This is a genomic window from Streptomyces sp. NPDC014734 (assembly GCF_043083325.1).
Lineage (GTDB): Bacteria > Actinomycetota > Actinomycetes > Streptomycetales > Streptomycetaceae > Streptomyces.
This window is the reverse complement of sequence record NZ_JBIBYN010000038.1, coordinates 26,798-40,071: the sequence shown is the minus strand read 5'-3', so window position 1 is coordinate 40,071 and position 13,274 is coordinate 26,798. Positions and strand designations below refer to the sequence as shown.

Annotated in this window: 8 protein-coding genes; 3 read left to right on the top strand and 5 right to left on the bottom strand. The window is 73.5% G+C overall.

Going from position 1 to position 13,274, the window contains the following annotated elements:
- Window positions 1-98: 98 nt before the first annotated feature.
- From ACF1CT_RS35830 to ACF1CT_RS35815, 4 genes are all read right to left on the bottom strand, one after another.
- The gene (locus tag ACF1CT_RS35830; protein ID WP_391788204.1) at window positions 99-1,184 is read right to left on the bottom strand and encodes a lactonase family protein; all 1,086 of its coding nucleotides are present in this window, start codon (window positions 1,182-1,184) and stop codon (window positions 99-101) included.
- 304 nt (window positions 1,185-1,488) lie between these two features.
- Window positions 1,489-2,994: an FUSC family protein gene (locus ACF1CT_RS35825; protein WP_391788203.1), complete on the bottom strand. Its 1,506-nt coding sequence runs from the start codon at window positions 2,992-2,994 to the stop codon at window positions 1,489-1,491.
- A 477-nt stretch (window positions 2,995-3,471) separates the two neighbouring features.
- Window positions 3,472-4,644, bottom strand: coding sequence for an acyltransferase (locus ACF1CT_RS35820; protein WP_391788202.1), 1,173 nt, complete (start codon window positions 4,642-4,644; stop codon window positions 3,472-3,474).
- Entirely contained in the window at window positions 4,637-5,614 is a 978-nt protein-coding gene (locus ACF1CT_RS35815; RefSeq protein WP_391788201.1) for an alpha/beta hydrolase, read from the bottom strand. The genes ACF1CT_RS35820 and ACF1CT_RS35815 overlap by 8 nt, the downstream gene beginning before the upstream one ends.
- A 318-nt stretch (window positions 5,615-5,932) precedes the next feature.
- On the opposite strand from ACF1CT_RS35815, the gene ACF1CT_RS35810 reads away from it, so the two are divergent.
- From ACF1CT_RS35810 to ACF1CT_RS35800, 3 genes are all read left to right on the top strand, one after another.
- Window positions 5,933-6,469 carry an Lrp/AsnC family transcriptional regulator gene (locus tag ACF1CT_RS35810; RefSeq protein WP_391788200.1) on the top strand — a complete coding sequence of 179 codons (537 nt, stop codon included), beginning with the start codon at window positions 5,933-5,935 and terminating at the stop codon, window positions 6,467-6,469.
- Window positions 6,470-6,775: 306 nt separating this feature from the next.
- Entirely contained in the window at window positions 6,776-7,972 is a 1,197-nt protein-coding gene (locus ACF1CT_RS35805; protein ID WP_391788234.1) for a serine/threonine-protein kinase, read from the top strand.
- A 263-nt stretch (window positions 7,973-8,235) separates the two neighbouring features.
- Window positions 8,236-11,712, top strand: coding sequence for a M28 family peptidase (locus tag ACF1CT_RS35800; RefSeq protein WP_391788233.1), 3,477 nt, complete (start codon window positions 8,236-8,238; stop codon window positions 11,710-11,712).
- A gap of 58 nt (window positions 11,713-11,770) precedes the next feature.
- Here the strand turns inward: ACF1CT_RS35800 and ACF1CT_RS35795 are convergent, their stop codons facing one another.
- Window positions 11,771-13,216, bottom strand: a complete 1,446-nt coding sequence (locus ACF1CT_RS35795) for a helix-turn-helix domain-containing protein (protein ID WP_391788199.1) — start codon at window positions 13,214-13,216, stop codon at window positions 11,771-11,773.
- Window positions 13,217-13,274: the final 58 nt, after the last annotated feature.

The window sequence follows — 13,274 nt, the reverse complement described above, 5'->3', positions numbered from 1 at the left end:
GCCGGGCGGGCCCGGCCACCGGTCGCGTGAACGCCGGACGGCCCCGGGGGAACCGGGGCCGTCCGGCGTTCACGCGATGTGCGGGAAGCGACGGGCCGTCAGGCGAAGACCACGCAGGACGCGGCGGGAACGGTCAGCGAACCGGCTCGGCGCGGAACTCCGGTCGCCGGGTCGACGGCGAACCAGCTGACGTCCCCGGAACGCTCGTTGGCCGCGTAGAGCCACCGCCCGGTGGGGTCGAGCACGAGATCGCGCGGCCAGTGCCCGCCGCAGTCCACCGTCGTGACCGGGGTCGCCTTCCCGCCGGTCGCGTCGAGGGCCAGGACGCAGATGCTGTCGTGCCCCCGGTTCGCGGTCCAGAGGAAGCGGCCGTCGTGCGAGACGACCACTTCGGACGGGTAGGTCACCGTGCCCTCCCCGGCCTCCGTCCCCTCGGGCAGCACGGACACCTCGTCGAGGGGCTCCAGGATTCCCGCGTCGGCGTCCCACCGGCACACGGTGACGGTCGGTTCGAGCTCGTTCAGCACGTAGACATGGCCGCCCGCCGGGTGGAAGGCCAGATGGCGAGGGCCGGTGCCCGGTCGCAGGGACGTCTCGCCGTGCAGGCGCAGCGCCCCGGTGGCACCGTCGAGCGCGCAGATCCTCACGGAGTCGGTCCCGAGGTCCACGCTGAGCACCCAGGTGCCCGAGGGGTCGGACAGTACCTGGTGCGCGTGCGGGGCGCGCTGGCGGTCGGAGACCGGGCCGCTTCCCTCGTGCGCGAGGACGGAGCCGACGGGACCGACCGAACCGTCCGGCAGCACGGACAGGACGCTGACGCTGCCGGAACCGTAGTTGGCGGTGAGCAGGTGGCCTCCCGTCCGCGCGAGGTGGGTCGGCGCCGCGCCGTCCACGGGCCGGATCTCGCCGATCGGCCGCGGCACGTCTCCGGTGACGTCGAGGGCCGCGGCGGCGCCGCGCTCGGTCTCGCTGACCGCGTAGAGCACCTTTCCGCCCGGCTCCGGTCCGTCCCCCAGAACGAGGTACGAGGGGTCGGGCACGACGTCCGTCGTACCGAGGACGGAGAGCTCCCCGGTCTCCCCGTCCACGGCGGCGGCGGTGATTCCCCACCCGCCCGCCGAGGTGAACGACCCGATGTATGCCCGCCCCGCGCCGTCTTCCCGGCCCGTCGCACCGTGTGTCACCGCACTGCCCCTCTCCGGCCCTCCGCCGACCGATCACGATCCCGCGTTCCGTCGCGGTCCTGCTGGGGGCGACGGTAGCAGTCGGCCGGTCCAGGTCTGGACCAGAGCTTCGGGGCATCGGGGGCGGAGACCGGACCGTCCCGGAGCCTGTCGGGTGAGCTGCGACCGGGCGGTCGCGCACCGGCACGCACGCCTCCCGCGCCGGCGCCGGTCGCCGACGCCCCGCGTCGGCTCCCTCCCCCGCCCGGGAACCGCACGCACCGGACCGCGTCCGCCATCCGGTCCGAGGTCGTCCGACAGGCTCTCAGGCGCCGATCAGCGGGGCCCGCGGTGCGCTGCGCAGCGGCGCGGCGAGTTCGGCCAGGGCCCGTTCCAGGCCGTGGAGATGGGCGAGCGCGGGCTCCGTCGCGGCACTCTGCGGCGGGATGCCCGGTACGTCCGCCCGCCGTTCCGGATCCGGGGCGGTGAGTGCCTCCACGGACGCCTCGACGCGTCGGCACGCGGTGGCGAGGCGGGCGTCGTGGGACGCCTCCGGGTCCGCGGCGACGGAGGCCAGTCCGCGCACCTCCTTCGCGCACGCGTCCAGGAGGGCGAGTACCTGGTCGGCCCTGGCCCTGCGGGCGCGCAGCGGGCTCAGCGGATGCACCAGCGGCGCGAGCGACATCCGGACCCGGCCGAGGAGCGCCTCCAGTTCGGCGATGCGGGGCGCGGGGTCGGCGTTCGACGAGCCCGCGAGGCGGGCCGTCGCCTCGGCGGTGCAGGCGTGCACGCAGCGCAGGGCCCGTTGGATCCACGCGTCGGTCGTGGCGTGGGTGGTGACCGGGAGCACGAGGAGCACCGCGAGCGCGGCACCGAGCGCTCCGGCCGCGGTCTCCGTGAGCCGCAGCAGGAGCAGGGCCGGGTCGAGCACTCCGAGCAGCCCGTAGAGCGCTCCGGCCATCACGGTCACGGAGAACATCATCCAGGTGTACGAGACCGCGGCGGTGTAGAAGATCCCGAAGACGCCGAGCGCGACGAGGACCGCGCTCGGCACCGCCGCTCCGTGCAGGGGCACGACGAGGGTCAGTCCGACGGGGACGCCGATCAGTGTGCCGAGGACCCTGCGGAAGCCGCGCACCAGTGTCTCGCCGCGCGAGGCGGTGTTGACGAAGACCCACCAGGTGGCGCCCACCGCCCAGTACCAGCGCTGGTCGGAGAGGATCAGTCCCGCCGCGAGCGCGACGGCGCCGCCGGCCGTGGCCTGGATCGCCTGCCGTGTGGTCACCCGGGCCAGTCCCCTGCCGGACGCCGGGGCGGGGACGACGGGAACCGGGCGCCGTCGCTCGTAGCACCACAGGCCGAAGCGGACGGTCGACGAGGCGAGCAGGGAGAGGGCCACGGCCGAGTACAGCTCGGGGAGTTGAGCCGGCACCGTGTGGAGGAACTGGGTGGTGAAAAAGGCCATGAACGCGAAGACGCCCAGCGCATGGCCTCGTGGTCCCCACCGTCGCGCGTACACCCCGAGGCCCACGACGGCGAGGAACACCGCGCTCCGCGCCGCCGGACGGTCGTGCAGCACCGCGGCGAGAGCGAGCACGGGGAAGCCGGCGACGGGCAGCAGCGCCGTGGTGACCGCCTGGCCCCGCACCGTGGGGTCCAGCACCGTGAACAGGGCGAGCAGGGCGGCGAGCCCGCCGGTGATCGCCGCGACGAGCGAATGGCCCGCCAGGCCGCACACGGTGACGGCCAGGCCGATGCCGAGGACGGCCCGCAGACCGCTGCGCAGCCGCAGCCGTCCCGGATCCGGGGAAACGAACATCCTCTTCAGCACCGCATGCTCCCGTTCACGCACCGGTCCCGCACCCCGGCATGAAAAAGGCGCCGCGGAGATCCGCAGCGCCATCGACGGGGTACATCACAGCATCCGTGCGGCCCGTGGCTCAACCGAGGGCTGGATGGGTGAGCCATTGGCCCAGTCGGTGAGCGCCGCGTCGTGCCATGGGTGGGCCAACGGACCGGATCCCGTTGTCCGGGTCACCCGGCCGTCCGGACATGTGCCGCCCCGGCGCGCGAGGACAGGGCGTCATCGCGCGTCCGGGGGCTGGCCCGACGGTCCGACGGGGGGCCGCGCCAGAAGTGCCGCCGTCACCGCGTACCCGCCGTCGGGCGTGGCCCCGGTGACGGACTCGCCACCCGGCATCGCGACGCGCTCGCGCATGCCGTGCAGATCGTGGCCGGCTCCGGTGCGGTGTTGGTGACGCGGACCGTGGGCCCGGACGTACGGTGGCCGGTCGTTGCGGGACGGCTCTCAAGGCGCTTTCCCCGTGCGTCGGGTCGTCGGCAGGCCGGACCCGTTCTTCCGCACGACGACGCTCCCGTGCCGCGGCCGCCGCTGCTCGTATCCGCGGAACGCCGCCCAGCAGATCAGCAGGGCCCCGGCGAACGCGGGCAGCCAGGCCAGGCGCGCGAGTATCCAGCCCGGGGTGTCGGGGGCGGTGTGCAGGCCGGGCAGGGGCCCGCCCAGCAGCAGGCCGGTCGCCGTGACCGCGATCATCGCGGTCTGATGCCACAGGAATATGGTCATCGCGGAGAGGTTCGTCATCGCCACCAGCGCCCAGAGCGCCGGCCGGCGCAGCAGACGGCGCAACGGGGCGAGGAGCAGCAGGGCCGCCCCGCACTGGGCGAGGCCGAAGACGACCGCGACGAGGGTCGGCGGGTCGAGGTTCGAGATCTTCTCGCCGGGCACTCCGACCATGGTGGCGGGGTAACCGGCCCACAGGACCAGTCCGGTGGTGGCGGCCGCGCCGCCGAGCAGCAGGGTCCATCCGGTCCTGCGCCCGCACAGTTCCCCCCGGGCCCAGGCCGCCCCCAGGCAGTACGGAACCAGCCAGGCCGCCGGTACGTTGACCCAGGCGAGGCCCGCGGGCCGGTCGAGGCCGAACCGGTGGACGTCCACGATCAGCACGACGGCGAACGGCCACAGCGGATGCAGCCTGACCACCAGGGGCGTCGCCGCGGTAAGGGCCGCGAACACCGCCACGAACCAGAGCGGGGACCACACGAGTCCGCACAGCGTGCGCACGGTGTCCTGGTCCGCGCCCAGGGCGAGCGTCGCTCCCGTCACCACGGCCCACACGAGCAGCACGACGGCCATCGGCCGCAGCAGCCGGAGCAGCCGCGCGCGCAGCCACTGGCCGTAGCCGTCCCCGCGGGTCCGGGCAGCGGCACAGCTCTTCGCGCCGACGTGCCCACCGACCAGGAAGAAGACGGCGAGGGTCTGGAACACCCAGGAGACCGGGGCGAATTGTGGCATATGGCGCAACGGGCTGGCGCCGTGCAGGGTGCCGCTGTCAGAGACCAACGCGGTAACCAGCCAATGGCCGAGGACCACTCCGGCGATGGCGAGGGCGCGCAGGGCGTCGACGGCACGGTCGCGGTCGGCGGGGGTGGCGGAGTCGATCCGCCGGACGAGATCACGCACGGCGCCCTCCCGGAGGTGTCACGGACGGACCCGTTCCGGTCACGATCCGGGCGATATTGCGCAGCGGGACGGAACCGGGCGTCAGGTAGTCGCCGTGACCGCCGTCGCCCGCCTCGAAGTGCCGGGCGCCGAAGGCGGGATCGACCGGATCGGCGCCGAATCCGAGGTCCGCGAAAGGCAGTCCGAGCCGCATGTGCGGTACACCGGCGATCCAGTCGTCGCCGCCGCGGCCGGCCCAGACGGTGGCCCTCGCACGCAGATCGGCGGCGGTTGGGTAGCCGGTGCCGGGGCTTGCGTACAGCACGATGTCCGCGACCCGCAGCCCGTGCGCGGCCCGGGCGCAGACGACGGAACCGTAGGAGTGGCACAGAAGGCTGGTCCTGGCCCCGGGCCTCAGCCCACGCAGTTCGTCCACGAAGCGCCGCAACGCCGGCGCGGCTTCAGAAGCCCGCCCCGAGGTCAGCGCGGCCGGGCTCACCGTCGCCGGGGTCCGGTAGCCGAGCCAGGCGATGACGGCCGACCCGTCGCCCAGTTCCTCGCGGAGCGCGGCGGCACCGTTGCGCAGCCGCCCGTAGTGGTCGACATCGGTGCCCGCGCCGGGGACCAGCACGGCGATCCGTTCGGCGTGCGACAGGTCGCCGAACACCTCCGCGCCACGTCCGCCGTCGCGGCCGTCGAAGGAGAGGAAACGGCGTCCCGGTTCCGCCATGGCCCGCAGCGCGTCGGCCCGTTCGCGGTCGCCGTGCGCGGTGGCGGCCCGCTCGGCGGCCCGGATGTCCGCCCGGGTCCCGGCATAGCGCCCGGCGAGGGCCGCGGGCTCCGCGGTGCGCAGCGGGCCCCTCACGGCGGGAGCCGGGGCCGGCACGGCCGTGGGACCCGCGGCTCCCACGACGGGTACGGCCACCGAGGCGGCGACCAGCACGGCGAGCACACCGCGGCGCAGGCGGGAACCGTGTGGAGGGGACGGCATGACGGTCTTTCCTTCCGTACCGGACGGCTCGGTCGCCATCGGGTACCGAAGCTAGGGACGCGTCCCCGTAGTCGGCGTCCCGCCGGAGGGTGAAGCTCCTTCGTAGCTCCGGGGGACTACAGGTATGACGGGGCCGTCGCCCCCGGGCCGGCCCGCCCGGCTCGTCCGGCTCGTCCGACCCGTCCGACCCGTCCGTCCCGTACGGCTCCCGTTCGACCCACCCGGCGGGTGCGGACTGTCCGACCTGTCCGGCAAGGGCCCTGACGGGGCATTGGTACAGTCGCTGACCGGATCGTTCTGGAGGAGGCCGACGGAGCCATGGCGGTGGACGCCCTCGACACCCGCATCCTGCGGTTGCTCATCGAACAGCCGCGCACCAGCGTCCGGGAGTACGCGCGCATTCTCTCCGTGGCCCGGGGCACCCTGCAGGCCCGCATCGACCGGCTGGAGCGTGCCGGGGTGATCACCGGTACGGGGCCGTTCCTGTCCCCCGCCGCGCTGGGCCACCCGGTGCTGGCCTTCGTCCACCTGGAGGTCACCCAGGGGCACCTGGACGAGGTCGGCGAGGCGCTCGCCTCGGTGCCGGAGATCGTCGAGGCGTTCTCGACGACGGGCGGCGGCGATCTGCTGGCCCGGGTGGTGGCCCGCGACAACGGGCATCTGGAGGATGTCATCCAGCGGCTGATCCGGCTGCCCGGCGTGGTGCGGACACGCACCGAGGTGGCGTTGCGCGAGCGGGTGCCGCACCGGCTGCTGCCGCTGGTCGAATCGGTGGGCCGGACCGCCGCCTCCGGCGGTGCCGTTCCCGCCTCCGGCGGTGCCGCTTCACCGGCGCGGGTGCCCGAGAGGCGCTGAGGCCCGCCCGTGACCGGGTCGGCCGGCCCGGAACCGCCGCGCGGCGGGGCCGTCGGCGGCGGGTACGGTGCCGTGCGCCGACGCCCTCTCCGGGCCCCGCGGACCGTCCGGACCCCGGTGTCGGGTGCACGGCGTGCGGACGCGCTCCGGCGGCCCGATATCCTGATCATGCCGCGCGCCCCCACCTCGCCCCGATCCCGGTCGGGTCGCGGCCGTGGCAGTCGGAGCGGCCCACAATTCGAGATTGGTGCACAGGTGCTGGTAGCTGGTCGGTACCGCTTGACGTCCCCCATCGGCCGCGGCGGCATGGGTGAGGTGTGGCGTGCCGAAGACGAAGTGCTCGGCCGCGCGGTGGCCGTGAAGCTGCTGCTGGGCGGCCACGCGGACGAGTCGGCCACCGCGCGGTTCCGTCTGGAGGCCCAGACCGCGGCCCGCCTGAGTCACCCTCATCTGGTGGCGGTGTTCGACTTCGGAGCCTGGGAAGATCGTTTCTTCCTCGTGATGGAACTGGTCGAGGGCACCAGCCTGGGCGGTCTGCTCGCGGCCGAGGAACGGCTCGGCGTCGAGCGCGTCGCGCGCATCGCCGGCCAGGCGGCCGCCGGGCTGGCGGCCGCTCACCGGCAGGGCGTCGTACACCGGGACATCAAGCCCGGGAACCTGATGCTGGACGCCGAGGGGTCCGTGAAGATCGGCGACTTCGGCATCGCCCAGTTCGTCGACGACCCCTCCGCCGCACTCACCACGACAGGTCAGATCGTCGGCACCAGTCTCTATCTCGCCCCGGAACGGGCGCTGGGCCGCACGGCCGGCTCGGCGTCCGACATGTACTCCCTCGGCTGCGTGATCTACCAGTTGCTGCTGGGGGAACCGCCGTTCCGCTCCGACACCGCGACCGCGACGCTCTATCAGCATGTCGACACGGCACCCGTGCCGCTCGGACAGCGCGGGGTCGACCTGCCCCCGGCCTTCGACTCCTATCTGCTGGGCCTGCTCGCCAAGCAGCCCGAGGAGCGGCCGAGCGCCCAGCAGGTCGCCGACTGGTTCCAGAGCGACGCGTGGCGGGGACAGCCCGAGCCCCTGCCCATGTACGCCCCGCCGATCGCTCCGGCGGCACCCGGCCTCCCCTACGCCCCGCCGCCGGTCCCTCCGTCGGCCGCCGCTCCGGCACCCGGCACGGCGCAGGAGGCCGCGGGCGTGGGCACGTACCGCCTGCCGCAGGCCGGCGGGCACCGGAGACGAGCGGCACCCGCGCCCGTCCGGCGACGCACCGGGGCCCGTGAGGCGATCAGGCGCCGGCCCCGGGTGGCGAGCGCCATAGCCGGCACTGTCGCCTTCCTCGCCGCCGTGTACCTGGGGATGAACCTGTTCTCCCCGGATTCCGACACGTCGGGCACACCGGACACCGGCCCCACCGCGCACACCGGGCCCGCCTCGCCGCCGGGGCCGGGGGCCGGGGCGGACAACGGGGACAGCGGGGACGACGGCGAGGACGAGCAGGACTGAGCCGGGTCCCCGCCGCCCGGGCCGGCGGGCGCGCCGGGTCCCGGGCGGGGCGGTTGTGCGATCCCACCACCGGGGCTTGACCAAACTTGCCAAGTCCCCCGGCGGGCACCGCAGTTCGTTGACGAGGTCATGGCGACATGTGAGTGTTCGGTCGCTCGATCACGGACGACGGCGACGCGGGCTGCCGAAGCGGAGGCGTCACCGTCCGCCGCTGCCCGTGATCGAGGCCCCCGACTCAAGGAGCCTCGATGAAACGCAGACCGATGACGGCCGGGACAACCCTGGCCGTCCTCGCCGGAATGCTGGTCGTCACCAGTGGCCAGACGGCTTCCGCCGAACCCTCCCCGCCCGCACCGACCGCGCTCCAGACCGCGGTGTCGGCGGCCGACCGGGCCGCCGCCAGTGGCCTCGACACCCTGGCGAAGGGTCCCGACGAGCGCTACGAGCGCCAGATGGTGACCCCCTGGGTCAAGGGCATGTACTCGGTCGCGTACCAGCGCACCTACCGCGGCCTGCCGGTCGTCGGCGGGGACGCCGTCGTGATGGCCGACTCCCAGGGCCGGGTGCGCGGCACCCAGTCGGCCCTCCCCCGGCAGATCAACGTACCGACCACCCCCACCGTCTCCGCCGCGAAGGCCGAGACCGTCTCCCGCAAGCGGCTCACCACCGTGCAGCGGGTGGAATCGCACCGCCTGGTGGTGCGCGCGGCGGGCCGGACCCCGCGCCTGGCCTGGGAGACCGTGCTCACCGGACGCAGCGCCAAGGCCCCCAGCCGCCTGCACGTCTTCGTCGACGCGGGCACCGGCAAGGTGCTCGACAGCTACGACGACGTCAAGGCCGGTACCGGCAACAGCCAGTGGAACGGTCCGAACCCGCTGACCATCGACACCACCGCCTCGGGCGGCAGTTACTCGCTGCGCGACCCGAACCGGCCCGGCCTGAGCTGCGCCGACTACAGCACCGGCGGCGTCTTCACCAAGTCGAGCGACTCCTGGGGCACCGGCAACGCCTCCAGCAAGGAGACCGGCTGTGTCGACGTCATGTGGGCGGCCCAGCACGAGTGGAACATGCTCAAGGACTGGCTCGGCCGCAACGGGCACGACGGCAACGGCCGCAGCTGGCCGGTCAAGGTCGGCCTGAACGACGTCAACGCGTACTGGGACGGCTCCACGGTCTCCATCGGCCACAACAACGCCAACCAGTGGATCGGCGCGATGGACGTGGTGGGCCACGAGTTCGGCCACGGCATCGATCAGTACACGCCCGGCGGCGCCAACCACGAGTCCGGTCTCGGCGAGGCCACCGGCGACATCATGGGCGCGCTGACCGAGTCGTACACCAATGAGCCGGCCCCGTACGACGATCCCGACTACACCGTCGGCGAGAAGATCAACCTGGTCGGCAACGGTCCGATCCGGGTGATGTACAACCCGTCGCAGACCGGCGACCCGAACTGCTACAGCGCCTCGATACCCAACACCGAGGAGCACGCCGCCGCCGGCCCGCTGAACCACTGGTTCTACCTGCTGGCCGAGGGCTCCAACCCGGGCGGCGGCAAGCCCTCCAGCCCGACGTGCAACAACTCCGCGGTCACCGGCGTCGGCATCCAGAGCGCGGGCAAGGTGTTCTACGGCGGCATGCTGCTCAAGACGAGCGGGATGACCTACAAGCGCTACCGCACCGCCACGCTGACCGCGGCCAAGGGCCTCGACGCGAGCTGCGCCCTGTTCGACCGCACCAAGGCGGCCTGGGACGCCGTCAGCATCCCCGCCCAGAGCGGTGACCCGACCTGTACGAACAACGGCGGCGACTTCACGCTGTCCCTGGACCCGTCGTCCGGCTCCGTGAAGCCGGGCAACTCGGTGACGGCCGCGGTACGCACCACGACCAGCTCGGGGAACGCGCAGACGGTGCAGTTGTCGGCGAGCGGGCTGCCCGGCGGTGTCACCGCGTCCTTCAGCCCCGCCTCGGTGCAGTCCGGGGCCTCCTCGACGATGACCGTGTCCGCGACGTCCGCCGCCGCGCCCGGCTCGTACACCTTCACGGTGAAGGGTGACGGCACCCAGAGCCACACCGCGCAGTACACCCTGACCGTGAACAACGGCGGCGGCACCCCGGGTGGCGGCGCGCCGGACATCGACGTCGCAGCCGTACAGGGCCACCTGGCGCAGCTGAGTACCATCGCCTCGCAGAACGGTGGCAACCGCCGTGCAGGCAGCGCCGGTTACACCGCCTCGCTCGCCTATGTGAAGGGCAAGCTGGAAGCGGCCGGCTACACCGTCTCCGAGCAGCCCTGCACCAGTTGCACGTACAGCGGCAACAACCTGATCGCCGACTGGCCGGGCGGCCCGTCCGACCAGACGACCATGTTCGGCGCCCACCTGGACGGTGTCTCGGCCGGTCCCGGCATCAACGACAACGGCTCCGGCACCGCCGTCCTGCTGGAGAACGCGCTCGCGCTGGCCAAGGCGGACCCGACGATGACCAAGCACGTCCGCTTCGCCTGGTGGAACGGCGAGGAACAGGGAATGCAGGGTTCGAGGTACTACGTCGGGCAGCTCACCGCCGCCCAGCGCAGTGCCATCAAGGCGTACTACAACTTCGACATGATCGCCTCGACCAACGCCGGTTACTTCATCAACAACGTCAACTCGGCGGCCGCGGCCCCGATGAAGGAGTACTGGGACTCCCTGAACCTGGCCCCGGAGGAGAACGTCGAGGGCCAGGGCCGGTCCGACGACTACTACTTCCAGCAGGGCGGCATCCCCACCTCGGGCTACGCCACCGGCGCGAGTGACACCAAGACGTCGGCGCAGGCCGCCAAGTGGGGCGGAACGGCGGGCCGTTCCTACGACCCCTGCTACCACTCGTCCTGCGACACCACCAGCAACATCAACGCCACCGCGCTCGACCGCAGCGCCGACGGCATCGCGTACACGCTGTGGAAGACCTCCGTCGGCAGCACCGCCCCGGGCGACGACTTCTCCGTCTCGGTGAACCCGGTCTCGGGCAACGTCCAGCCGGGCGGCTCGGCCACCGCGACCGTGTCGACCGCGACCACCGCGGGTTCCGCCCAGACGGTGCAGCTGACCGCCTCGGGCGCGCCGAGCGGCGTCACGGTCTCGTTCGCCCCGGCCTCCGTGCAGTCGGGGGCGTCGTCGACGATGACCGTCTCCGCCGGGGCCCAGACCGCGGCCGGTACGTACACCGTCACGGTGACCGGCACCGGTACCGCCACCCACAGCACCACGTATTCGCTGGTCGTCGGTGGCGGCGGCACCTGCCAGGCACGTCAGGCCGTCGCCAACGGCGACTTCGAGGCAGGGGTCGCGCCCTGGACCCAGACGGACGGCGTGATCAACAACCGGACGTCCGAGAAGCCCGCGCACGGTGGCGCGTACATGGCCTGGCTCGGCGGCTGGGGCTCCACGCACTCCGACACCGTCTCGCAGTCCCTGACCGTGCCGTCGGGCTGCTCGACGTACAAGCTGTCGTTCTACCTGCGCACCGACACCGCCGAGGCGGCGGGGAGCCCGGCCTACGACACGCTCACCGTCAAGCTGGGGACGAAGACGCTCGCCACGTACTCCAACGTGGACGCGACGAACTCCTACGTCCAGAGGAGCTTCGACGTCGGCGCGTTCGCCGGTCAGACGGTCGTCCTCGGGTTCACCAGCAGTGAGGACGCCTACCTGCAGACCAGCTTCGTCGTCGACGACGTGACGCTGAACGCGAGCTGACCTGTCGTCAAGGAGCCATCGGGGCGGGGCGTGCGCGTGCACGCCCCGTCCCTCGCGTTCAGCGGACGGCGGCCTCCAGCCTGCGCAGGAACTCGTCGGCCTCCGGGCCCGCTCCGCGTCCGGCGGCCAGCCTGCTGTGCAGGCCGCGCAGTTCCCTGCCGAGCAGGGTCGCGGCGGTCACCTCGGTGGTGTCGAGCACGGGCCCGGCGATGGCGACCGCCGCCTGCGGGTCCCGGGCGCAGGCGTGGGCGTCGGCCATCCGCACCGTGAACAGCGTGCGTGCCGAGTGCATCCCGGGCGGGAGCAGTTCCAACGCGCTGCGGGTCGCCGCGACCGCGCGCAGGGCGAGTCGTCGGTCCCCGGTCGCGGCGGCGAGGTCCCGCAACGCGCCCGCGGCGCCGGACTCCACCCGCAGGCGCACGGAGGCCACGGACAGCCAGGGCGCCTCCGCCTCGTCCCGCTCGCCCGCCCGGTCCATCTGCGACCAGGCACGTTCGATGTGACCCAGTGCCTGCCGCGCGTCGCCCCGTACCGCGTGTCCGCGCGCCAGGTACAGATCGCTCAGGGCTCCCGCCCAGTGCCGTCCCGCGGCGGCCTGCCGGATCGCGCCCCCGTAGGAGAGCGCGGAGGGGCCGTCGCCCTCCAGCCGCGCCAGGGTGCTCATGTCGCCGAGCGCGGCCACCTGCGTTCCGACATGGCCGGCCGTGTCCGCCCAGACCAACGACCGGTCGAGCCAGGCCATCGCCGTGGCGTTGCGGCCCCACAACAGCCGCAGACAGCCCGCCGACTGCGCGTACTCGGCGGCCAGCGGGGCGAGTTGGCGCTGGTACGGTGCGGCGGGCAGCGCCATCCAGCGGAGCATGGCGTGCAACGTGCGTTCGACCACGACGGTCGCCCCGGGCCAGGCCCGTTCCTCGTCGGCGCGCAGACAGACGGCGAGCAGCGCCGTCAGCGCGTGCACGGTGTCGACGTCCAGCGGCGGGCACGAGACGGCGGCCGGGCCCAGCTCGCAGAAGTCCGCGTGCAGCGCGACGACATCGGCGAGCGCGGGCACGGCGCAGCCGTCACGGCCGTGGACCGGGCACACCAGCCCGTACGTGGGCAGTGTCGTGGGCACGACGGTGTCCGGCGGCAGCAGGGAGAGCAGGTCGCCGCCCACCGGTTCCCCGGGCAGGGGTACGGTGCGCGCGGGGGGCGTGGCGCCACGCGCGGTCCCGCCGCCGTCCCTCGCTCCGCCCGGCGCCTCGGACTCCGCCGCCTCGCAGGCGGCGAGAAGGTCTCCCCCGGCGGTGAGCAGTTCGTCCAGCCGACGGGCGAGCGGCAACGGCGTCTTGCGGGTGCCGTGCTCCAGTTTGCTGATGGCGGTGTGGTCGTAGCCGACACGGGCGCCGACCTGGGCCTGGGTGAGCCCGGCACGCCTGCGCCACTGACGCAGCCGGGTTCCGAAGGCCCGCCACACCTCCGCGGTACGGGCGTCCGGTGCGGAGCCCATGCCTTCGGTCACCCGGAACTCCGCAGGACCGCGCGGGACGCCCCTACCGTGCCATGTTCATGGCTCATGG